The 22707-nt window shown below is 45.5% G+C and carries 17 protein-coding genes; 11 read left to right on the forward strand and 6 right to left on the reverse strand.

What is annotated here, in order from left to right:
* Positions 1-13: 13 nt before the first annotated feature.
* Positions 14-1834, forward strand: coding sequence for an ATP-binding protein (locus FCL48_RS07155; RefSeq protein WP_136871572.1), 1821 nt, complete (start codon positions 14-16; stop codon positions 1832-1834).
* On the opposite strand, the gene FCL48_RS07160 is transcribed toward FCL48_RS07155, so the two are convergent.
* From FCL48_RS07160 to FCL48_RS07170, 3 genes are all read right to left on the reverse strand, one after another.
* Positions 1810-3006, reverse strand: a complete 1197-nt coding sequence (locus tag FCL48_RS07160) for an O-antigen ligase (RefSeq protein ID WP_136871573.1) — start codon at positions 3004-3006, stop codon at positions 1810-1812. The genes FCL48_RS07155 and FCL48_RS07160 overlap by 25 nt on opposite strands.
* Positions 3007-3059: 53 nt before the next feature.
* Positions 3060-4787, reverse strand: a complete 1728-nt coding sequence (msbA, locus tag FCL48_RS07165) for a lipid A export permease/ATP-binding protein MsbA (RefSeq protein WP_136871574.1) — start codon at positions 4785-4787, stop codon at positions 3060-3062.
* 130 nt (positions 4788-4917) lie between these two features.
* Positions 4918-5841: a lysophospholipid acyltransferase family protein gene (locus FCL48_RS07170; RefSeq protein WP_136871575.1), complete on the reverse strand. Its 924-nt coding sequence runs from the start codon at positions 5839-5841 to the stop codon at positions 4918-4920.
* A gap of 398 nt (positions 5842-6239) precedes the next feature.
* On the opposite strand from FCL48_RS07170, the gene FCL48_RS07175 reads away from it, so the two are divergent.
* On the forward strand, positions 6240-9095 hold the full coding sequence (locus FCL48_RS07175; RefSeq protein WP_169309119.1) for a pitrilysin family protein: 2856 nt from the start codon (positions 6240-6242) through the stop codon (positions 9093-9095).
* Positions 9096-9294: 199 nt separating this feature from the next.
* Positions 9295-9690, forward strand: coding sequence for a hypothetical protein (locus FCL48_RS07180; protein WP_169309120.1), 396 nt, complete (start codon positions 9295-9297; stop codon positions 9688-9690).
* A 77-nt stretch (positions 9691-9767) separates the two neighbouring features.
* Here the strand turns inward: FCL48_RS07180 and sppA are convergent, their stop codons facing one another.
* Positions 9768-11624, reverse strand: coding sequence for a signal peptide peptidase SppA (sppA, locus tag FCL48_RS07185; protein WP_136871578.1), 1857 nt, complete (start codon positions 11622-11624; stop codon positions 9768-9770).
* A 55-nt stretch (positions 11625-11679) separates the two neighbouring features.
* Positions 11680-12792 (reverse strand): DNA polymerase IV, encoded by a 1113-nt coding sequence (gene dinB / locus FCL48_RS07190; protein ID WP_136871579.1) that lies wholly within the window; start codon positions 12790-12792, stop codon positions 11680-11682.
* Between the two features lie 291 nt (positions 12793-13083).
* Here dinB and FCL48_RS07195 point away from each other — a divergent pair, with 291 nt between their 5' ends.
* From FCL48_RS07195 to FCL48_RS07215, 5 genes are all read left to right on the forward strand, one after another.
* Positions 13084-13749: a Crp/Fnr family transcriptional regulator gene (locus FCL48_RS07195; RefSeq protein WP_136871580.1), complete on the forward strand. Its 666-nt coding sequence runs from the start codon at positions 13084-13086 to the stop codon at positions 13747-13749.
* 188 nt (positions 13750-13937) lie between these two features.
* Positions 13938-14132 carry a hypothetical protein gene (locus FCL48_RS07200; RefSeq protein WP_136871581.1) on the forward strand — a complete coding sequence of 65 codons (195 nt, stop codon included), beginning with the start codon at positions 13938-13940 and terminating at the stop codon, positions 14130-14132.
* Positions 14122-15048 (forward strand): glycosyltransferase family A protein, encoded by a 927-nt coding sequence (locus FCL48_RS07205; RefSeq protein ID WP_136871582.1) that lies wholly within the window; start codon positions 14122-14124, stop codon positions 15046-15048. Before FCL48_RS07200 ends, FCL48_RS07205 begins: the two co-directional genes overlap by 11 nt.
* Before the next feature lie 27 nt (positions 15049-15075).
* The gene (locus FCL48_RS07210; protein WP_136871583.1) at positions 15076-17130 is read left to right on the forward strand and encodes an HAD-IA family hydrolase; all 2055 of its coding nucleotides are present in this window, start codon (positions 15076-15078) and stop codon (positions 17128-17130) included.
* Positions 17127-17366 carry a hypothetical protein gene (locus tag FCL48_RS07215; protein ID WP_136871584.1) on the forward strand — a complete coding sequence of 80 codons (240 nt, stop codon included), beginning with the start codon at positions 17127-17129 and terminating at the stop codon, positions 17364-17366. Before FCL48_RS07210 ends, FCL48_RS07215 begins: the two co-directional genes overlap by 4 nt.
* 68 nt (positions 17367-17434) lie before the next feature.
* Here the strand turns inward: FCL48_RS07215 and FCL48_RS07220 are convergent, their stop codons facing one another.
* A complete protein-coding gene (locus tag FCL48_RS07220; protein WP_136871585.1) occupies positions 17435-19171 on the reverse strand; it encodes a DUF342 domain-containing protein in 1737 nt (578 codons plus the stop codon).
* A 492-nt stretch (positions 19172-19663) separates the two neighbouring features.
* On the opposite strand from FCL48_RS07220, the gene FCL48_RS07225 reads away from it, so the two are divergent.
* The 3 genes from FCL48_RS07225 to FCL48_RS07235 all read left to right on the forward strand — a co-directional run bounded on the left by FCL48_RS07225 (position 19664) and on the right by FCL48_RS07235 (position 22705).
* The gene (locus FCL48_RS07225; RefSeq protein WP_136871586.1) at positions 19664-20788 is read left to right on the forward strand and encodes a branched-chain amino acid ABC transporter substrate-binding protein; all 1125 of its coding nucleotides are present in this window, start codon (positions 19664-19666) and stop codon (positions 20786-20788) included.
* A gap of 73 nt (positions 20789-20861) precedes the next feature.
* Positions 20862-21758 carry a branched-chain amino acid ABC transporter permease gene (locus FCL48_RS07230; protein ID WP_136871587.1) on the forward strand — a complete coding sequence of 299 codons (897 nt, stop codon included), beginning with the start codon at positions 20862-20864 and terminating at the stop codon, positions 21756-21758.
* Positions 21755-22705: a branched-chain amino acid ABC transporter permease gene (locus FCL48_RS07235; RefSeq protein WP_136871588.1), complete on the forward strand. Its 951-nt coding sequence runs from the start codon at positions 21755-21757 to the stop codon at positions 22703-22705. Before FCL48_RS07230 ends, FCL48_RS07235 begins: the two co-directional genes overlap by 4 nt.
* Positions 22706-22707: the final 2 nt, after the last annotated feature.

Below are 22707 nucleotides of genomic sequence, written 5' to 3' on the forward strand. Positions count from 1 at the left end.
AAGCCCGTACCCTATGGACAAAAACAGCAAAAAATGGCGCCTGCAATTGTTGGGTTCTTCTCCATGGCTTCTCGGGGCGGCCTGCATCCTTTTACTGCTGGTAATCGCTTTTTTTGCTGTGAGCAACTATACCCGGGAAAAGCAGCTCATCAAAACTGCCATAGAGCAGAAAGGGCTGACGCTGGTCCGTTTTATCAACAGCGCGGTGAGGGATTCTGTGCGCAGCAAATTAATGGATCCTGCCTATGAAAAATGGGAAATTCATATGCAGACGGCCCTGGAGCTTGCAGCGGAACAACCTGGTGTAGATTCTATTGTACTTGCTGACAAAAATGGCAATATTGTTGTTGCTGCAGGTGAAAAGAATTCGGCCCGAACTACGGTAGACCCTGAAGAATTAGAGCTCATCAGGCTGGTATCGGCAACCCAAGAACCCAGGTGGCGTACTCAAATAATTCAGCAATCAGAAACAGGGGAGAAAAAGGCGCTGCTTGCCTCAGCCTATGCCATTCCAGGATTTCCCGGCGGGACGAAAAACATCGGCCATCGTGGAATGGGGGCAGGGCGGTTTCGTTTCTCCCAACATTTCAGTGCCTTTCAAGAAGATTTTGAAAAACTCAATACCCTAGCACCAGTATATCTTGTACAGCTTGATCTGAGCCAGTTTACCGCACCACTGAATCGGCAGCTCATCCAGATTATTTTGGAGTTGGCGGCAATTGCCCTGGTGGGTCTTGGAGGAACTCTGTCTTTTTTCACTCTTCGTGGGCTAAAAGGCTCGGAGAAAAAACTGGATAAGATGAGAACCTTTAATGAAATCGTGGTCTCATCTCTGCCTGTTGGTCTGATTGCAACCGATGAAAATGGGTTGATCCAGGTCTGCAATGGTGCTGCGGCAAACATCATTCAACTCGACCCGCACAAGTGTATCGGTAAAAAGTCTCAGGAGTGTTTACCCACAGCTCTTTATCAATTGCTCGGACAAAAAAATGATGGAGGCAATGAACGACAAGAGATATTTCTCGACCCGGACTCTGAAAAAGGTCGTAAAACTCTAGATGTGACTGTCGTAACTGTCTCGGCTACCTCAGCGATTCCTGCAGGAGAAGTCATGCTACTCAGAGACCTAACTCTGGTCAAGCAACTTGAAGCAGAGCTTCAGCGAAGTGAAAGACTGGCGGTGATCGGCAAGATGGCCGCCGGGGTGGCCCACGAGTTGCGAAATCCTCTCAGTTCCATAAAGGGCCTTGCCCTGCTCCTGAAAGGAAAACTTGAAAAAGAATCCAGCGATACGATGGCAGTCAATACCCTGGTGAGTGAGGTCGAGCGGCTCAACAGAAGTATAGGAGAACTCCTGGACTATGCTAAGCCGGGAAACCTTCTTCGTGAACCCTGTGCAATTGATGGTGTAATTGAAAAGACACTTTCACTTATTGAACCCGATATTACAAGCCTTGGCATCATGGTAGAAAAAGATTTTTCACCTGATATCCCACTGGTGGTTGTTGATCAGGATAAGATCAGTCAGGTTCTGCTGAATATATTTCTTAATTCTCTGCAGGCAATGGAAGACAACAGTATGGAGCGACTTCTGAAAATATACATCCGGGGGGCCGGCAACACCGTTCTGGTAAGAATAACCGATAATGGTTCAGGAATTTCAGAGGAACATCTCAAACGGATATTTGACCCGTATTTTACGACAAAAAGTGGTGGGACAGGGCTTGGTCTGGCGCTCTCTTTGAAAATAGTTGAAGAGCATGGAGGCAAACTCCTGATCAGCAGCGTACCCGGGATACAGACAGAGGTTCAGATCCTTTTACCCTCATCCTGAACAGCAGAAGGCACTGAGAGCAGGACAGCGGACATGATAGCGAAAAAGTGTCCCGGGTGAGAATCGTAGAGAAACGAATTCATCAAACAGCCGCAGGACATGGCAACGACCACCCCCTGCAATAGATAGTTGTATGGTTTTGGCCTACCGAACGAGGTGATAAAGATTCCACAAAGAAAGGCCAGGTAAAGGGCCAACCCAGTGAGTCCTACCTGTTCTGCTATGAGTAGATATTCGTTGTGAGGATTGTCTGATGGCTGGGTTTGAGTTCCCTTGATCAGCCGTTTCTGGCTGACTGCAAAAGAGCCTGTTCCATGACCGAAAATCGGTTTTTCCTTTATAAGGGTAAGGCTGTTATGCCACCAGTCAAAACGCATGCCAAGGGATGTGCGGGAAACACCTGGCTGGTAATTCTGAATCTCCTTTACCGCTTCATTGACCCTCGTTGAAAAATTATGAGAGGTGTAAAATGCCCCGCTGACAATACAGGCACAGAGGAGAACCCCAAAAAGAGAATATTTGAGAGACAGTCGCTGGAAGACAGTGAGCAGCAAGAGGGCAATGGAGATAAGCATACCTGTTCTGCCTGGCGCGATGTAGAAAAGATTTATGGAGGTTGCAATGAAAATAAGTAGCCAGAAAAAACGCTGGCCAGCCCCTTCGATGAGTTTTTGCAGGGCCCAAAAGGCAAGGGTTGCCATAAATAAGCTATGGGTTATGTGGTAGACCGTGGAGTATCCGTACCTTTCTGAAGGGATAACACCAAAATACATAGCATACGATATAGAGAGCAGGAGAATCGAGCCACCGATGAAACACTTTTCCGCAAGAACCGCCTTGTCCCCGTTACCAGTAAAAAAAGACAGCGCCATAACAAAGAGCAGGAGTTCACGGTATTTTTTTAAGGATGACAGGGCCTCAGCTGTCTCCGCCGGGCTGTAGAAAACACCCGCAATAAGGAGCAGAAAAAGCGCCATCGCCAGAAAAACCAAAGGTCTGGTGACAAGCATTTTGGGCAATTCTAATATTTTGCCAGACAATATCCAACAGGCAAGAGCGATGATGGAGGTCGCTCCCATGAGAGAAGAACTAAAGGGAATAAAAACGCAGGATGCTACCAGGCTGTAAAGCCCAACGCTTTGTAATCTGCTGGAAATTTCTTGTTTTGTCATCGGCTCAATCGTATAGGCTGTCAGTAAATCTTCTCAACGTGAAGGATTGTGATTTATTTATACTGCATATTGTAAAGAGTTTCGTATTCACCTTGCAGCTGGAGAAGACTTTCGTGGGTACCTTCTTCCACAATTCTGCCATCTTTAACCACCACAATTCTGTCTGCGTTTTTAATGGTGGACAGCCTGTGGGCGATGACAAAGGTTGTTCGGTCTTTCATGAGGTTTTCAAGGGCTTTTTGCACTTCCCTCTCCGATTCGGTATCCAGGGCTGAGGTCGCCTCATCGAGAATGAGGATCGGTGCATTTTTTAAGATTGCCCTGGCAATGGAGATTCGTTGTCGCTGGCCACCTGAGAGTCTTGCACCACCCTCACCAATAATCGTGTCAAAACCATCGGGCAGGCTTTCAATAAAATCGAAGGCGTGGGCTGCCCGCGCTGCACTATGTACATCCTCAATGGCTGCATCCTGATTGCTATAGGCGATGTTATTTCTCACCGTGTCGTTAAAGAGTATTGTTTGCTGGGTCACCATGGCAATCTGATTTCGAAGAGATGCAACGGTGACGTCCCGAATATCCATACCATCTATCAGGATTGCCCCTTGTTTAAGATCGAGGAAACGGGGAATGAGATTGGTGAGTGTGGTTTTTCCTCCACCGCTTGGTCCGACTATGGCCAGAGCTTCGCCTGCAGTAACCGTAAGGTTGATATCTTTGAGAACGGTTGCCTCATCGCTATACTGATAGCTGAGGTTTTTGAATTCAACTGTTGAATTGAAAGCCGGCAATTCTATTGCGTCTTGTTTGTCCTGTATTTCAGGCTCAACGTCAAGGATGGCAAAGACCCGTGAGGCGGCGGCTAAACCCTGCTGAATTGTGGAGTTAACGCTGGTAACACCTTTGATAGGTTCATAGGCGGCGATTAAGGCTGTTAAAAAAGCAAAAAAGGCTCCTGGTGTCATGGTGTCATTCATTACTTCGCTTCCACCAAACCAGATAACAATGGCTATGGCAAAGCCTCCGATAAACTCCATCATGGGATGCTGCAGACAACGATATTTGGCATCCTTCATGGTCAGGCTGAAAAGTCCTATCACTTGATTTTCGAAGCGATTTCCTTCGTATTGTTCTTTGGTGAAGGCCTTTACGATTCTGTTGCCGGTGATTGTTTCGTGCAGAATATTTGAAACGTGGGCAACCTCTTCCTGAGTAGATGTGGATAATTTTCTAAATTGACGACCAAACTTCACAATAAAAAAAGCGGAGAACGGAAGAACGATAAAGGTGATCATGGCCAGACGCCAGTTCATGGCAAAGACCACCCCCAGCAGGATAACAACCTGAAAAAAATCGCGCACTGATCCAACAAGGGCCTTGGATACAGCCTGCTGTAACAGGGCAACATCGGATATGATCCTTGACATGAGGGTTCCGGTCGGCATCTCATTAAAAAATGAAAGGGCCTGTTTGTGAATATGTTTGAAAATAGTAATACGGAAATCCCGGATGACAGACTGCCCGACGTATTCGAGCAGCATGGAATAGACATAATAAAACACACCCTTCATGAGGAAGATGGAAATGAGGACAAGGGGCAGGAGTTTAAGGTAAACGGTGTTTTTCTCGATAAAAATTCTATCGAGAAGGGTTTTGACCATGTACGTCTGGGCACCCGTAAAACAGGCAACAAATATCATGGCAATCATGGCAATGATAAGTTTGGTTTTATAGGGTTTAAGAATGATGTAGAGACGAAGGAGTATTTCTTTATTAGTCATCGAAAATTGTTTTTTATAGGAAGTGAATCGGCAAAAAGCCTCTCTGGTTCCTGCTGTTGATTGAAAAGTAAAATTGAAAATACAAGTTGGACCGCATCATAATACAGACCCAACAGAGTATGAAGGAAAATTACAAGAAAATATCTGTTAAGGATCTCTTCACAGGCGGGTAGTCTTTTTTTCCCCAGAGCCTGTGGAAAAGGCTGAACCACTGTTCTGGATATTTGCGAATGAAGGGTTCGTAACTTTGTATTGAACGGGTAGCTATATCCTTTATGCTCTCTTCATTGGTTTCTGTATATGAGGGAAGGTTGACCCTGGCAAAATCTATATGTAACTTGCCTTTATCCATGTAGTAGACACTGGTAAAAACAGGTGCTCCGGTTCTGAGGTGAAGGATTGGAGCGCCTTTTGCGCAGGCAAGCGGTGTGTTAAAAAAAGGAATAATTACACCACGATTGGTATAGCTCTGGTCGAGGCTTACAATAAGGAGTCTATTGTCATGAAGGGCCTGTTCATACACCTTCATGCCATCATAACTGCTCAGGTGTTGTAGACTGGTACCATATCGACAGCGTTGCTGGACAAAGAACTGGTCTGAAAGCGGGTTACTCTGTTTTTGATAAATAAGGCTTGTTGGCAGGTTTTTCAGATTAAACCAGGCAAAATATGCTTCAAACCAGCTGCCGTGAATGGTTGTGAGGATAACACCTTTTCCCTGCTGCAGGGCTTCCTGGAGTTCATCAAGACCAGTAATTTCGGCATTTTCAATGATTGTCAGGAGTTTTTTCCTGTGGAGGATAAATACCAGACCAAAGGTCCTGGTGAACTGAAGATACACCTTTCTCATCAGCTTGAGTTTTGCCCTGTGGTCAAGCTCGGGAAAGACGGTACTCAGATTTTTATAGGCAACCCGCAGGCGAAAAGGGAAGACAACCCAGGCGAAAGAACCGATCGTGCTGCAGAGAAAAAGGATCGCCTGAACCGGTAACAGGTTCAGGAAAAAAATCACGCTTCGTAAAAGAGCATATTCAAGTTTGTGCTTGGTTCTCATCAATAACTATCTGGTGCGTATAAAGGTGTAATGGCGCTTTATTTGGTTGGTGATCTGACAAAGACAGCAAAACGTTTTCACGGGCAGCTGGCATAGCCTAGGTCAATGTCTTAAGCCTTTCAAGAATTCTGCGAACCCATGAAAAATAAGTTTCCTGTCTTTATTTATGCCGATTCCCAACCGGAGGGACATCGGGGACCGTATACTTCTACAACACTCCATGTTGGAAACAAAGGGGTTTTTGCCTGTTTATGATGAAATGGTACAATTGAATGGCATGTTTGTCTCAAATTTTATGAAGAGTTGGTGCAATTTGAGGCACAGGTCATATAGTAACAGCGGCGTAGCCATCACCTCTATTTTTTGGAATTATTTTTATTATGAGATCTGTATCAAAAATGAAAAAATCGGTACATGTTGTTCTTCCCTTGGCTCTTATGGGGATAATTGTTCTTCTCTTTTTCCTATTATATCCACCTATTGCAAAATCCGGTCGTGGCAATGACAATGTTGTTGTCAGCTGGCCCAGTTATAACAGCGACTTACAACCTGATCCCTCGCTTACCCGCGGAGCACTCGACAATGGGCTGCGTTATGTAATCAAACAAAACAGTGAGCCTGAACAGCGTGTGGCTGCGTATCTGGTGGTTTTGGCTGGATCTATGCACGAGAGTGAGAATCAGCAGGGAGTTGCACATTTTCTGGAGCACATGATGTTTAATGGTTCCACACACTATCCTCCGGGAACTTTGATTGATTATTTCCAATCCATTGGGATGGATTTTGGTGGAGATACCAACGCTTATACTGGTTTTGATCAAACCGTCTATCATGTTATTTTGCCAAGTGGAGATGAAAAGGAGCTTGAAATTGGCTGTAACGTTCTTGCCGATTTCGCAAGAGGAGCACTGCTTCTTGATTCTGAAATAGATCGTGAGCGCGGAGTCATTTTTTCAGAGAAAAGAGACCGGGATTCTGCGGAATACCGCAATTATGTCTCCTATTCAGATTTTGCTTTCAAGGGGACTCGGTACCCCCTCAGGTGGCCGATCGGTAAAGAGGAGGTGTTGAACAAGGCTGACCATAAGCTCATGAAAAGCTTTTACGATAGCTGGTATCGCCCTGATAAAATGGTTGTCGTTCTTGTGGGTGATCTTGATATTTCCATCGCCCAACAAGTCATAGAGGAAAAATTTGGCCATCTCAGGGCAGGCTCTGTGCCGCAACTTGAACCGGATTTTGGCAAAATCGACCGCAGGGGTCTTGACGTTTTTTATAACTATGACCCAGAACTTGGAACAACAAATGTTTCCATAGAGACAATCTGGGACGTGCTCCCTGAGGTTCCCACCAAGGCACTGAAAAAAAAGGAGCTTATACAGATCATAGGAGACCTGATTGTCGGTTACAGACTGGAGAAAAAACGTGAAAATGAGAGTCCTCCTTTTGCGATTGCACATTACTCATCAGGAATAATCGAAAAGCGTATAGGTTATGGATCGTTGTCTGCAACAACTGATGGGAGCTCATGGAAGGAGACCTTGGCCTCTCTCCATTCTGTCCTGGAGCGGGCTCGGTTGTATGGGTTTACAGAATCCGAGGTCAAACGGGCAAAAAACGAAATATCTGGCGAACTCAAGGAAAATGTTCAGACGAAATCTTCACGGCATTCCCGGTCAATTGCCGAGAGCATAGTGGATGATCTCACCGTAGATGATGTGTACTTGTCCCCGGATCAGGAACAGAAGCTTTATGCTCCTATGCTGGCTGAAATAACAGCAGACAATGTTAATGCCAGTTTCAGAACTATCTGGAACCATTCAGGACGTCTTGTCGCAGTGACGGGGAATACGAGGCTTTCAGGTAATGCTAAAGATGAGATCCTGACTTTTTACAAGAAGGAGGAGAAGGCAACTGTCACCAATGGTACCTCTGTCCAAGACATTATTTTTCCATATTTAAAAGCCTATGATGGACCTACTGCCGTTGTGGAACGACGGCAATTCCCAGAATTGCAGATGACCCGCTATACCCTGGCAAATGGTCTTGTTATAAATTGCAAAAAAACCAGTTTTGAAGACAATAAAGTCCACGTTTCTGCAAATTTTGGCAGGGGGGAACTCGAAGAAAGTAAGGCAGGTATGGCTCTTGTTGCAGATGATGTAATTAATCTTTCAGGCACCAGTTCCCTGTCACCTTCGGCTCTGGATACGGTTCTCGCTGGCAGTTCTGTTGATCTCTCCTTTCACATCGGTGAACAGGCAAGCTCGTTGTCCGGTACCATGCTGTCCGGTGATTTTGAATTTGGGGTCCAATTGCTCCAGGCCTTGCTGCTTGATCCCGGCTGTAAAGAATACGCCTATAAGGCGGTAATGCAACGATTTGAATTGATGTATACAAAGTTGCAGGGTGATATGGATGGAGCGATTCTCATGCAGGTGCAACCCTTTCTTGCAGGAAACAGCAGGTACTATGGCCTGCCAGGCTGGGATGAGATTCGTCAGCTGAGCTTTGGCGACGTAAAGTCATGGGTTGAGCGGGTATTTACGCTAAAAGATCTGGAAATTTCAGTTGTTGGGGATTTTGATGAGACGGTGGTTATTTCAATCCTGTCAAAATATTTTGGAGGTCAGCATTTCGAAGCCGCTCCGGTTCGCGGACGCAACGATGCCCCTACTTTTCCAGTGGGTCAGATTTTAAAAGTCGCGGTATCGTCAGAGATTGAAAAGTCGACGGTCTTGATAGCCTGGCCTACAGATGACTTCTGGGATATCGGCAGAACGAGGCGCCTTAGTATAGTAGCCAGCATTTTAGAAGATCAGATCAGGAAAACGATAAGGGAGAAAATGGGGGCGAGTTATTCGCCAAAGGTATTGAGTTATGTAAGCAGGGTGTCCCCGCATTTTGGCTATATCCTGGCCGAGTTGAACGTTGAAAAGGGGAAAGAGACAGAAATTATAGATGAGGTAAAAAAACTCGTGCGTGACCTCAGAACTAAGGGTTTGACGCAAGAGGAATTAGAACGGGCAAAAAAACCACTATTAACCTCGGTTCTTGAAAATGTGAAGACCAATGAGTACTGGTTGTATTCCGTCCTCTCTCTGTCTGTCTCTTATCCGGAGCAGCTTATCTGGCCAACGAGCATTGTTGATGATATCTCAGGTGTGCAGCTACAGGAATTGACGAGTTATATTACCCAGTATCTTGACAATACCGAATCGGCCGTAGCGATCATTACATCAGGAAAAAGTTAAGGAAGATGTTTGCCAGGTATGTTACAAATGGGCAGGTAGAGGTGACTTTGTTTATAACTGTTTTATCAGCACTTTCAGTGAACAACGAAGAATAAGCATTTGCCTCTTTTAGAGATAAACAGTAGATATAAATTGTTACACTCATTGAGTTTGCATTTCTCTACATGAAATTACAAAACAGAGCATATACTGAACGGGTATGGAGAATACGAGCGTGCAGGGAGATATTGAATTAATTTTTGGCAGACGTACGAGAAAGTTTCGTAGGGCTAGAATAGATGGATTCGTATGCCAGCTTGCTGAAAATAAATCTGTTTTCAAAGGGGACGTTGAGGATTTATCAGCCCAGGGCTTTAGCATGAGCAAGGTTCCAGAGCTTTTTTGTGATGAGGCTAAGATATATCGAGCTATCTTTTCTGAAGGTGACAATTACTATAAAATTATAGTTGTTCCACGCTGGTCGAAACTCTCTTCTAATGGCGAAGGCTTTACAGTTGGCTATAGGATTCTGGACAACGATTGGAAGTGGGTCCGGTTCTCAATGGAAAGTCTTTCCTTAAAACCTCAAGGACCTACAGAATCGGATCAGACCTGAGGTTTTCATTCCGGGCAAAATGACCTGCACTGGCATAGTGCAGGTCATTTGTGCATCTTACTGCTCTTTTGCTGCAATCAGTTTAGAAATGGCTTTATTTCGCAAATTGCATAAACCCCAAAAGGGTCTTCAAGACTGAGGGCAGGTGGCAGTTGAAGGGTCAGGATCTTTTGTATCTCCCTGAACCAGTGGGACTCAATGATGACCGGCAAGGATTTTACGCTGGCTGAAAAATATTGCAACAGCTGCTCTTTGACTGAAGCGGGTGGTTGAATGTAACGAGCCTTATCATCGGAAAGCCCGGCAAGCCTGCCGGCAGCTTTTATCCCGTCGGTCAGAGACCCTATGCTGTCGACAAGACCAATATCTGCTGCTGAAATTCCGTCATAGACGCGCCCTTCAGCGATTTTTTCAACGTCCTGCCGTTCAATCCCACGACCACTTGAGACGATGTCTAAAAATTGTCCATAATTGTATTCGATATTCTGTTGAATAGAATCTTTAATAGGCTGTGCAAGAGGTCTGGTCAGATTGAGACCGGAGGCTACAGGCGTGGTACCTATGCCGTCACTGTATATGCCAAGGGAATCAAGGGTATTTTCAAAGGTGGGAATTGCTCCGAATATTCCAATTGAGCCTGTGATTGTCGAAGACTCTGCCCAGATTTCATCCGCATCGGCGGCTATCCAGTACCCACCAGAAGCAGCAACAGTACCCATGGAGACGACAAGAGGCTTGTTTGTTTTTTTGTATTCAAGCAGTGACTGCCTGATGACTTCTGAGGCAAATGCAGAGCCGCCGCCACTGTTTATCCGCAGTACCAGTGCTTTGATTGTCGAATCCTCTCTTGCCTTATCGATGAGTGCTGACAGAGAATCTGCTCCGATAAAGCCCGTTGGCTGTTTTCCGGGGAGGATATTGCCTTCAGCCACAATCACACCAATACCTTGTTGTCCTGACCCATCGGGGGTGTATGAGGGGGAGACCGTTTCAAGGTATTTCTGGGTGCTGGTTATCGGCGGACTGCTGTTTTTGCAGTTACACAGGGCGCTTAAGTACTCTTTGACCTGGGTTCGGGTCATGATGTGATCGACGAGTCCCATGTTGAGTGCAAGTTGGGCTGTATTGCCCTGGACTTTTGATAATTCCTCTGCGATATTATTGGTATATCTGCGAAGCTGGAAGGAGTTGATTTTCCGGTTCTCGGTTACAATATTGCTGTAGCCCTGCCAGAGTTTTGCCAGCCATGCTTCATTTTGCAGCTGATCCTGTTCTGACATGCCGGTTCTGGTGAAAGGTTCAAGGGCTGATTTATAGGTGCCAACCTTGAAGATATTGTAGTTGATTTTCAGTTTATCAATTGCATCTTTAAAATACAGACGATAGACCCCAATTCCATGAATATCAACGCCACCCATGGGGTTGATAATTATGGAACTTGCAAAAGAAGCCAGAAAATATTGGGCCTGGGTATAGTAATCCTCGGTGGCAACAATTTCTTTACCGCTCTTTTTAAATTTGTTCAGGGCTTCTCCGATCCTCTCCAACTGATTCAATCCGGCTTTGTCCATATGTTTGAGGTTAAGAACAATGGCCTGAATCTGATCATCAGTGGTACTGGCTTCAATAACATCCAGGAGGTCCTGAAGCAGGGTCTCCTGCTGCTGAGACTGGCCCAAAAATGGATCTTCAAATAATTTTTCAATGGAGCTGAGAATCTTACGCTCTTCCACGATATTCCCAGAAATATCAAGACTGAGTATGCTGTTTTGCTTTGGTTTTCCCTCGGTTTTGTCCCCGGTTGGCAAAAATGAGAAGACAACTATACCTATGAAAAGGAGAAAGAGCAGATTGAAAAATGTGTTTCTGAGGATTGTAAAGAATTTGCCGGTATATCTGAAAATATTTACTATGGCCGAGATGAGGTCTTTCATGAAGCGTTGTATGGTAAATTGTTAGTAGAACGGGCGTGTAGAATGCGCAGATAGATTAATCACCTTCATTATATTGATCAAGCATCTTTGGGGAAATAAAGGGGAGCGGCAACTGGATAGCTCTTGAATTTCTGTCGATCAGCCTGGAAATTGACAGACCCAGGAGTCGAACCGGTTTGTTGCTGACATTGCTTGCCACCAGTAGACGAGGGAGAATGTATTGTATGTCATTGCTCGTGAACATAGGGGTTTTCAATGTTTGCGAACGGGAGATCGTCACAAAATCATGGTATCTGATTTTCAGGGTCAGGGTGTAGCCGCCGCAGTGTTTCTTTGTCATTGCGGCCTCAAGCTTGTCAGAAAGAGATACTAAAATAGTGTTGATCTCTTTTAGGTCACTGGTATCTGCAGAAAGCGTTGTTTCACTGCCGATGGATTTACGCTCTCGCTGCGGCTCAACGGGTCTGTCGTCAATTCCTCGGACGATTTTATAAAGAAAACTACCAGCTTTGCCAAAGTGAAAGGTGAGTAAGTCCAGATCAAACTGAAACAGATCGGCCCCTTTTTGAATGCCGAGTTTGAACATTTTTTGTTCAGTCACTTTGCCGACACCAAAAAACTTACCGATGGGAAGATTGGCGATAAACTCAACCGCTTTCTCTGGAGGCACGGTCTTAATTCCATTGGGCTTATTGACATCGGAGGCAATTTTGGCGATAAATTTGTTGTATGAAACCCCTGCAGAGCTGGTCAGTCCCAGTCGAGTGTATATTTTCTGCCGAATTTCGTTGGCAATAATCGTGGCGGACGGCTGATTCTGCAAATTTTCAGTAACATCTAAAAATGCCTCATCCAGAGAAAGAGGTTCTATTATTTCAGTATGTTCATTGAAAATAGCCATGATCTGGGCAGATACTTCCCTGTATCTCTCCATCCGTGGCCGGGTAAAGATCAGGTGGCGACACAGGCGAACGGCTTTTGAGCAGGGCATGGCCGAGTGGATACCAAATTTCCGGGCTTCATAGGAGCAGGCTGCGACAACGCCACGGCTCTCAGGTCGTCCGCCAACGACCAGTGGCTGGCCCCGGAATTCAGGGTGGTCTCTCTGCTCGACGCTTGCAAAAAATGCATCCATGTCGATGTGAATGATTTTTCTTGTGTTGTTCATTGTAGCTTTGGAGTATTTCTGTGCATGTCTTTATGTACCTCTATGGCAATCTTTTAGCAATTGGCGAAGTCAGTCAACGCTGTAAAACGATATATTTTGTATAGAGGCTATAACAGTACAGAATCATTTTCGGGCCCTGATTCAGGTTCATAAAGTGAACGGATAAGCGCTCTGGTGGACGACAAACAAGCTGGGCTGTATTGAGTGTCTCTGAATTATATTAAAGGTGACTTGGAAGTAACTGCCACCGAAAACTTTAGCGTATAACAAAAGCTCTGGCATGGGGAAAATATGAATAAAACGGAAATTATTAACTCGAGCATCCTCTTTGATGGTTTACCTGCAGATCAGATCGAGGCACTTGCCGAAATTGCAGTGATAAAAAATTATGAGAAGGGAGAAAACATATTTTTTGAAGGGGATTTGGGCATAGGCTTCTATGTTGTTGGTCAGGGAAAGGTGAAGATTTCCAAAATTTCTTTTGCCGGGAAAGAACATATCCTGCATATTTTTAGTGGCGGTGAACCTTTTGGAGAAGTACCCGTCTTTAACGGAAGACCGTTTCCAGCAACGGCCGAGGCCCTTATGAAGACGAGGACTCTCTTTTTCCCCCGAGATAAGTTTGTGTCTTTGGTGGAGGCCAATCCTTCCCTTGCCCTTAATATGCTGGCGGTACTCTCCCTTCGTCTTAGAAAATTTGCAACCCAGATAGAGAATTTATCCTTAAAAGAAGTGCCCGCCCGCCTGGCCAGCTATCTCATATATCTCAGCGAAGAACAGGGGGATGTTGATATTGTAGAACTGGATATCTCCAAGGGACAACTGGCCAGTCTTTTGGGGACAATCCCTGAAACTCTTTCCAGAATCTTCGCCAAGATGAGTGATGAAGGGTTGATTGAGGTGAATGGTAAGAAGATCACTCTTCTTGACCGTGAAGGATTACGGGAAAAAGTCTGAGGAGGGCAAAACAGAGAGCCATTGAGGAGTTTCCTGAACAAAACCTTGACTTGATCCTCAGATTTCATTAGTAAAGCATGGTTCGGAGAGGGCGGCAGAAAAGCCCCAATTTGGCAAAGATAACATGAGCCCTGGCGCTTCACTGGCCCCGAAATCCATGGAGAAGGTGTTAAAGCGCATACATGCTGATGTCAGCAGTGTTCCCGTGGTTCTATCTTGCCCACCCTGCAGATAAACTACGGGAAGCCGGCAAGGTCATGGCGGCGTTGGATGGACTTGTTGAACTGCCGTATTTGCCTCAAAGATCCGGAGTAGACCTTTACAGAGAAAACGAGCCAGGCCAAGGGTCGGCTCAATATTTTGGTGGTATTGATGTCACTTGAGAAATCCCAGTCCCCGCTGATCTCAGTTATTATTCCTGCGTATAATCATGAAAAGTTCATCGGTGCGGCCATTGACAGTGTTCTGGAGCAAACGGTCCACGATCTTGAGCTCATCGTAATCAATGACGGTTCAACGGATTCTACAGGAGAGATTGTTCAGAGTTATAAGGACCCTCGGCTTCGTTATTATGATCAGGAAAATCAGGATGCCTATAACACCATCAACCGAGGTCTTTCCCTTGTGAGAGGACGCTACGTTGCTATCCTGAATTCAGACGATGTTTACACCGTCGATAGGTTTGAAAAAATTCTCGCTTTTCAAAAGCTTCATGGCAGCGAATGTGTCATAACCGATGTCATTCCAATTTCAGATAGCGGCCAGGAGTTCACGGATCCGGAATTTGGCTGGAATATCTGGCATCAGAAGAACAGGAGCTATTATAGAGAGGTTGGGGATATGTATACGGCCTTTTTAAAAGGTAATTTTATGGTCACGACCTCTAATCTCTTCATGACTGCGACGGCAGCCCGTGCGGTAGGTAAATTCTGCTCCCTGAGATACCTCCATGACTATGATTATATTTTCAGGATGATGCTCAGTTTTCCTGATCGGGTACACTATATGGAAGATGAAAAGCTTCTCTACTACCGCATCCACGACGGCAATACTCTCGGGGAAGCAGCAATTCTTGGCCGTGAACAGGATCAGGCGCTGATAGCTAAATATACCGCAGAAAAAATACCACAAGAATACCGGGTGTTCGTTGCAGCGGGAGCGGAGCGTTTAATTGAACTGGGCAATGAATTGTATGATGTCAGGTCTCTCCTTTCTCCTGAAAAAGCCCAGGGAGTTGTTCCTGCCGCTAAAAATCTTGCCCATAGCCTGAAAGTCTGGGTAGGAAAAAAACTAAAGTAATACATATATAATTAATATATTTCTCTCATGGATTTTCAAACCTATTATTGCCTCAAAAGCCTGGTTAAAAAAGGCCGGAGTATTGCCGAAAGTAAAAAGGTTATCAGTTTCGACCTGTTCGACACACTTTTGATTCGGCGTATTCATGATCCGGATCTGGTCAAACTTCCGGTTGCAAGATTTATCTCCAAACTGTCAAAGAGATACAACTGTATCATAGGCTGGCAGAAAGTTCAGGCAATGCGGGATGAGATAGAAGGCAATCACAGGGCCGCAACAGGAAAAAAATTTGAGGATCATGAGGCCTGTTATCCTGAATTTATGGGAGAACTGCTTGCCCGGATTTTCGGTGAAGAGACAGGGGCGCAATTGCTCGATCAGGTGACAGAGTATGAGCTGTTTATGGAAAACAGTATGCTGGTGCCCCGCAGGGAACTGGTTTCCTGGCTCAAGGAACTGGCCGCCTCAGGTAAACGGATTTTTATTATTTCTGATATGTATCTTCCTGCAAGTCACTTACGAAAACTGGTGGCCCACGCGGGTCTGCTCGACTTTGTTGAAGATGTGATTGGATCGGCCGATACCTTTCTGGCAAAGGCCTCAGGCAAGGCCTACCAGATGGTTGCAGAAAAATACAGGATAGATTGCAAGGATTGGCTGCACATCGGTGATAATGGTTTTTCCGATGGGTTGCGTGCCGTTGAGGCCGGCGTTGATGCTCTTATAATTTCTGATCCGAAAGAAGCGCAGAGAAAGTCCATTGTCAAGCGAATCTATAATTACAGTGACGGTAAGCCTTTTTGGCGGGGGAGGGTACTGCAGCAGTTGATGGCTCCCCATGAAGGGGAAAACATAGACCAATCACCTCTTTACATCGAAGGATATAATTTCATAGGCCCCATGATTGGCCTTTTTGTCCAGAGAATCGCCGAGATCTGTCTGGAAAAAAACATAACCAAGATCTTCTTTCTATCTAGAGAAGGGTGGACCTTTAAAAGGTACTGGGAGCAGGCCATGCCCGCCCTGTACCCCGAAGGAGGTTTGCCTGAAATCGAGTACCTGTATGTGAGTAGGATGGCCCTTGCGGGTGCTTCGTGCGCTTTTTCAGGCCTGACTCAAACAAAAGCGGACATTGCCTTTTTACCCTCAGGGAACCGTGATTTCAGAGATGTCTGCAGAATCTTCAGTCTTGATTCTAACAAATTTCACTCCTGCCTGGAGTCTTTTGGTCTATCTGAAGAAACCTGTCTCAGTCATATCCATGATGGATATGACCCGGAGAACCGCAAAAAATTTGAAGCAATGCTTGAAGATCCTGGTTTTCAGGCCGAGGTAAAGGCCCAGACTGGTGATGCCAATTGTGCCATGCTTAGATATTTTGAAGATGTTGGTCTGTTCAGGCATAAGGATGTTGCCATTGTCGATATAGGCTGGCTTGGTTCGATCCAGCGGTTTCTCTTTGAGGCCATTGCCCACAGAGAAGATAAGCCTAAATGTCACGGATATCTCTTTGGGGCGACCAGAGGTATTCCCTACGATACCAGCGAGAAAAACAGTATAGAAGGTGTCATCTATGACCGTGATAGGTTTGATCTTGCGGGCTCAACCCTGTTTTACGCCCGCGACATTTTTGAAGAGGCGTGCAGGGCGCCATATCCAACCCTCAATGGTTACAAGCTGACCGAGGATGGCTATGAGCTGATCTTTCGCCAGACCGATGACGAAATTGGTCAATCTGAACTGGCCCAGGACCGCTATTTTGCTCCCTTGCAGCAGGGAATTTACGATTCTGCCAAACGCTTTGGCGCGGCGGCGGCCATGTTAAACTATTCTCTTACAGATTATCGTCCCTGGATAAATTCCCTGCTTGTCAGCAAGCTGGCTTTTCCAAAAGCCAAAGAAATTTTTCGGATCAGAAATCAGCATCACCTCGATGATTTCCACGGGCAGAAACAACCCAAGGCTGATTTTAGTAAAGGTTTTGTCCCCCTCTGGGACCGGCCCCAGTGGCAACTGCGCTTTAGCCCGTTGTTGAGAGTACGATGTTTTTTCCGGCACTTAAGGGAGAGGATTAACGAATGAAACCGGTGTTGAACAAAAGATTTGAATTAACGGGAAATGAGATGTTCCGGCTCATTAAAATCTCTGCTTTTGGTAAAGTGGTACCCATTGGAAATCTAAGGGGGGGGCCGGGAGTACGTTGTCTTATAGTGTTGTCTCTTTTACACTATTTTGGAGCTCTTGGTTATTATGTGAAGGCCAGATATGGTCACCGTCTCGGTTTTGTCAAAAGCTTTCTGAGGCGGGTGAGAGGGTAGCGGTTCCCGGTGATGACCCAACTGCCTCGGCCACTCAGGATGCAGTTGGAACCTATTGTCGAGGGTGTTTACGATTTTTTCAACGGGGTTGCTATTATTCTTTTCCCAGTAGGATGCAGTTTGAATTGTCGGTTTGTGACCGTCTTTTCAAGTTTTAAGCTGCGGTTGCCGATTCTGACCTCGGTGTCTCTGTAAATTGCTCCATGCACGTCGATGGTAATCTCCTCGATGGGGATGCCTCCTTCTGCTTTGTAATCATCAGTGTCTGGATCTATTAGGTCATCTGGGCCTGCCGCTCTTGAGTAGATGCCTGTTCCCGGTATCAGGTTGAGCCGAATCCTGGCGAGTTTGGTATCTGCCAGTTTCTGTTCCATTTGTTTTACTTTTTTCGAGTTGGAGGTTCCCTTATAGCGCTGAAGCCAGCTGATGATCTCCTCTTCCTGCTCCACAATACTCTGTTTGAGTTCTGTGAAGTGTTTCAGCCTGGAGGCAACAACGCCTGCGGCAATAACAGATGGATTTGAGGTGTCTGCGCCGACATCAAAGAGGGTAATACTGCCACCGGCTACAAGTGAACCGCCAATTATTTTACTCCCTGGCTTGCAGCGTATGTCACTTGCGGCCTCTATTTCACTGTAATAGGATTGCTTGCGGATGACACACAGCCCACCGCAATGGAGTGTTCCTTGTTCAATAAAATGTATGTCGCAGTCACCTGCTGCTTCAATATGACTGTTTTTTCCTGTAATTCCGCCAGATATTACAAGGTTTGCCTCACCTGTGATAGTTGTGGACATAACTGACCCACCGATCTTCAGATCGCCTGTGGTGTTTACCTTGAACCCCGGCTGAACTGAGCCGTTGATCGTTACACAGTTTTTTGAATCGACATTCCCGGTGGTGTAGTCGACATCCCCCGTTATGACCTGATGAGAAAGTACTTTAATGACGTTATTATTGACAATGGAGAGGACTCCATCTTTGGTCGCTATCACCTGGCCGGTTTCCGGATTGAATTTGGCGTCATTGAGGGGTTGTACTTTTATATCTATCGGGGTGCGGGCGGCTGTTTCCTGGCCAAAGATGTTAATGCCGGGTTCCCCCAGAACTGCGGGAATTTTTGTTGCGATGCATTGACCGGCATTTACTCCTACCATGATCCGTCTATCGCGAAAATCGATGGAACCGTTGTCGAGCAGGGTCCCTGCAATAGGGCCGATCTCCATGTCAAAGCGAAGGTAAGAGTCAACGCTTTTGCCAACAGCTTTTCCCTTGGCAAAGGTGACCTTGTTGAACTCAACCTCGCCGTCCTTGAAAATGGCAAAAATTTTGGCCAGAGCATCTTCGTTTACGCCGTAGCTGATCCCAAGTTCAGCGAGAATTTCATGGACCATAGCCTCAGTGGGAGGCGGGACGTCCTTGATCGGTGGATGAATGGACATAATTGCCTTCATCCCACCAGCTGAGACGCTGACCAGAGGCTCAACCGAGATGACAGACACCATTTCAGCAATCCCTTTCAATCGCATTTTGATGATTTTTGGGTAGCCTGCAGTGGTTGCAATTATAGAGATGCCATCTTCACCAAAGTCCGTGTTTTCTCCAGGCTCCAAAGGTGCTTTGTCATACCCTTGTTTCATATAGAACTCGTAGTTTTCAAAAGAGGCAAGCAAGGTCTGCGCCTTTACAAGTTCCGTGACCGCTATTTTGTCGGTGGTATAATCCTCCCCAATTTTCATAAAGCTTGACTTGAAATGGATATGGGGTTTGAGAAATTTTTGTTTATCCGGTTGGTTTTCTATCATTGAAACACCTTATTCTATTTCTGAAGTATCTGTAATTTATGTGTGATTATCTTTTGTAAACTGTATCATAAGAGCCTGACTGGGAACAAAGTTTTTTTAGAAAACATCTTTTCTGGTGCTTCGATTACGAGATGCAAAGATCAACTTTTACCCCTGGTTACAGTACAGATAAAAATAAGACCATTACGGAAAAAATTTATTCATTTGCTGTGATATCGATTACTATGACTCTGTCCTTGCAAACAAATTATTGCATGAACAGTAAAGAAAAATCAGTATTGAATGTTGTGTACTAACATGGTATACAATTTCAGTCTTTGTACGTTTATGTAATAAAAATTGTTTTAAAAGGAGGGTGTTGGGTATTTAAGCAAATCGGACAAATGTGTGAAGAGTTTGCTTTTAAACCTGAAACAGTTCGTGAAATTATGTCCGGATATTGTTCCTGGCAGATTTTGCAGACCAATCTGAGAATCTAGATCGGAGGAAAACATGTTGAAGACCAAGGCAGTAGCATTTTCATTGGTGGCTTCTCTTTGCGTAGCCAGCCCGCTTTTAGCAGAAGAAACCTTAAAAGTCGGGGTTCAGGCACCCATTACAGGTGCCTATGCAAATGAGGGACAGGGGATCGATCAGTCTGTTCGTCTCTTGGCAGAGCAGATCAATGCAAAAGGCGGTGTGATGGGCAGGCAAATTGAGGTAATTTCATGTGATGATGAAGGTACCGCAATGAAAGCTGCAATCTGTGCGAAAGATCTGGTGAATAAGGGTGTTTCCATGGTTATCGGTTCCTACACCTCCACCTGTGCTGAGGCCGCTCAGGCAACCTATTTTCGTGCCGGGGTTCTGCAGACAAGCGATGGCACCAGTGATACTCTGACCGAGCACGGCTATTGGACATTTTTTAGAAACTCTTTTCCAAACAGTGCTGAAGCAACCTTTTCTGCAGAGTATATGGTAAATGAGAAGAAATATCAGCGCATTGCTATTCTTTCTGATTTCTCCAGCTATGCCGACGGCTTGGCAACAGCAGTTGAAGACGCAGTGAAAAAGCAAGGTGGCAATATCGTTGCCAGAGAAAAGGTAAAGGCGGGAGCCCAGAATTTCACTCCTGTTTTGACCCAGCTCAAATCTAAAGATCCTGATGTTATTTTCTATGCCGGTTACTATTCAGACGGTGGTTTGATTCGCTCTCAGCAGGTAGCTCTCGGAATTAAGGCCGATTTTATCGGCGGTGACGCAAACGACAACGTTGATTTTGTCAAACTTGCCGGAAATGCAGCTGAAGGCGCTTATATCATCAACGTGCCTACCCCTGAATTGCTCCCATACGACCTGGCCAAAGATTTCCTTGCGGCCTATCAGGCAAAGTATAACATGATGCCACCTTCCATCTGGACCATTCTCAATGTGGATGGTATGCGTGCATTTATCCATGCAATGGAGACAAATCAGAGCTTCGATACTAAAAAAGCGGCTGAATACCTCCATACCCTCAAAGATTATCCTGGAATCACCGGTCCAATCTCATTTGCACCAGATGGCAACCGTGTAGGCAGTGGTTACATGACCTATAGGATACAGAAAGACGGTACGTACGAAATCGTCTATAAATAGTACGGCTCAAAGAGCAGCAGACAGAGTGTACCGTCTGCTGCTCAATCTTTCCTTTTCCCCGAGTGAATAATCCATGGATATTTTTTTACAGCAGCTTGTTAATGGACTCACCATCGGATCCATGTTTGCATTGATCGCACTTGGTTATACCATGGTTTACGGTGTAATGAAGTTGATTAACTTTGCCCATGGCGATCTGGTGGCAGGATCAGCATTTGTCGGTCTGTTTGTCTTTTCCGAACTTCTTGGTGGTCAAATTTCCTTTGCCGTTGTTCTCGGTGTTTTTGCTCTCACAATTATCTTGATTTCACTGCTTGGCTTTACTGTGGAGAGGCTTGCCTACCGTCCTTTACGAAATGCACCCCGGCTTTCTGCAGTTGTCTCAGCCCTTGGGGCCAGTATGGTTATTCAAAACGGAATAATGCTGATCTGGGGCCCTCAGATGCGTATTTTTCCTGAACTGATTCCGACCATTATCTGGGATATCGGTGGTGTCGTCGTGAGTCTGATACAGGTTCTTATTATGGTTTTGTCGATGCTTCTCATGGTAGGTCTTTACTTCTTTGTGGAAAAGACCAAGATCGGCACGGCGATAAGGGCGAGTGCCATTGACCAGGATGCTGCCCGGTTAATGGGAATAAACGTCAACAATATTATTGTTACTATTTTCATTATTGGATCTTCACTTGGAGCTGTCGGCGGCCTGTTTATCGGTTTGTATTATCGTGGGATTACCTTCAATATGGGTTGGCAATATGGCCTCTATGCCTTTGTCGCCGCGATCATGGGCGGAATTGGTAATATCCCGGGAGCTATGCTTGGCGGTATATTGCTTGGATTGTTCAATGCATTTATCGCAGGTTATATCTCAAGCACCTGGTCTGATGCATTTACCTTTATTCTACTGATAGTAATTTTAATTGTCCGACCTACAGGAATCCTAGGCGAGAGGGTAGCAGAGAAAGTATGATGAAAAAAATACAACATATCGGATATCCGCTGTTTTTTATTGTGATGGCCTTGCTTCCTGCCTTCCTGGATTCGCGATGGCTTGCTGTTGCAACAACCTTTGTCATTTTTACAATCGTCGCTCTCAGTCAGGATATTGTCCTTGGTAAGGCGGGCATGTTTAACATGGGCCAGGCACTATTTTTCGGGCTTGGAGCTTATACTACCGCTATCTGTAATTCGGTGCTGCATATACCCCTGCTCTACACCTTGCCCCTTGCGATTATTATTCCAGCCGTTTTTGGTATATTGCTTGCCGGACCCATTATTCATCTCCGTGGAGATTATCTTCTGGTTGTGACCATCGGTTTTAATATCGTCTTTGTCCAGGCGGTACAGAATAATCTCGGCGGCATTACCGGGGGACCAAACGGAATTTTTGGTCTGGAGATGCTGGAGTTTCCAGGTTTTAGTGCCTTTCAGGAATATACTCCTTACTTTACTGCACTTCTGGCCCTGCTGGTGACCCTTGTAGTGCTGAGAAATCTAGAAACCAGCAAAGTCGGCCGCGCCCTTCACTACCTGAGAGAGGATGACCTTGCGGCCGGAAGTGTCGGGATTAACACCCGAATATATAAAATATTCTCGTTTTCCCTTGGCGCAGGTATTGCCGGCATGGCTGGAACAATCTATGCCAATCAATATTCTGCTGTCAGCCCGGAAGCGTTTGATTTTATTCAGTCTGTACTCTTTTTCAGTATTGTAATTGTGGGCGGCTCATCGGTACCCGGAATATTACTTGGGGTTTTCGTCATGTTTGTGCTTCCTGAGATCTTTAGGGAATTTGCCACCTGGCGCTATTTTATCTTTGGTTTTGCCATGATTTTCACCATGATATTAAGACCTCGCGGTATCTGGCCTGCTCAATTTGGCCGGATTCCTAAAGCCTTTATTCACAGAGGGGAATAAGT

It is taken from the genome of Desulforhopalus sp. IMCC35007, from assembly GCF_005116575.1.
Lineage (GTDB): Bacteria > Desulfobacterota > Desulfobulbia > Desulfobulbales > Desulfocapsaceae > Desulforhopalus_A.

What these genes read in the sequence shown, in the direction of transcription:
- FCL48_RS07225 (WP_136871586.1), top strand. Translation starts at nt 19,664, where the DNA reads ATGTTGAAGACCAAGGCAGTAGCATTTTCATTGGTGGCTTCTCTTTGC.
- FCL48_RS07195 (WP_136871580.1), top strand. Translation starts at nt 13,084, where the DNA reads ATGAATAAAACGGAAATTATTAACTCGAGCATCCTCTTTGATGGTTTA.
- FCL48_RS07170 (WP_136871575.1), bottom strand. Translation starts at nt 5,841, where the DNA reads ATGAGAACCAAGCACAAACTTGAATATGCTCTTTTACGAAGCGTGATT.
- msbA (WP_136871574.1), bottom strand. Translation starts at nt 4,787, where the DNA reads ATGACTAATAAAGAAATACTCCTTCGTCTCTACATCATTCTTAAACCC.
- FCL48_RS07155 (WP_136871572.1), top strand. Translation starts at nt 14, where the DNA reads ATGGACAAAAACAGCAAAAAATGGCGCCTGCAATTGTTGGGTTCTTCT.
- sppA (WP_136871578.1), bottom strand. Translation starts at nt 11,624, where the DNA reads ATGAAAGACCTCATCTCGGCCATAGTAAATATTTTCAGATATACCGGC.
- FCL48_RS07215 (WP_136871584.1), top strand. Translation starts at nt 17,127, where the DNA reads ATGAAACCGGTGTTGAACAAAAGATTTGAATTAACGGGAAATGAGATG.
- FCL48_RS07220 (WP_136871585.1), bottom strand. Translation starts at nt 19,171, where the DNA reads ATGATAGAAAACCAACCGGATAAACAAAAATTTCTCAAACCCCATATC.
- dinB (WP_136871579.1), bottom strand. Translation starts at nt 12,792, where the DNA reads ATGAACAACACAAGAAAAATCATTCACATCGACATGGATGCATTTTTT.
- FCL48_RS07175 (WP_169309119.1), top strand. Translation starts at nt 6,240, where the DNA reads ATGAAAAAATCGGTACATGTTGTTCTTCCCTTGGCTCTTATGGGGATA.
- FCL48_RS07205 (WP_136871582.1), top strand. Translation starts at nt 14,122, where the DNA reads ATGTCACTTGAGAAATCCCAGTCCCCGCTGATCTCAGTTATTATTCCT.
- FCL48_RS07235 (WP_136871588.1), top strand. Translation starts at nt 21,755, where the DNA reads ATGATGAAAAAAATACAACATATCGGATATCCGCTGTTTTTTATTGTG.
- FCL48_RS07230 (WP_136871587.1), top strand. Translation starts at nt 20,862, where the DNA reads ATGGATATTTTTTTACAGCAGCTTGTTAATGGACTCACCATCGGATCC.
- FCL48_RS07210 (WP_136871583.1), top strand. Translation starts at nt 15,076, where the DNA reads ATGGATTTTCAAACCTATTATTGCCTCAAAAGCCTGGTTAAAAAAGGC.
- FCL48_RS07200 (WP_136871581.1), top strand. Translation starts at nt 13,938, where the DNA reads ATGTCAGCAGTGTTCCCGTGGTTCTATCTTGCCCACCCTGCAGATAAA.
- FCL48_RS07180 (WP_169309120.1), top strand. Translation starts at nt 9,295, where the DNA reads ATGGAGAATACGAGCGTGCAGGGAGATATTGAATTAATTTTTGGCAGA.
- FCL48_RS07160 (WP_136871573.1), bottom strand. Translation starts at nt 3,006, where the DNA reads ATGACAAAACAAGAAATTTCCAGCAGATTACAAAGCGTTGGGCTTTAC.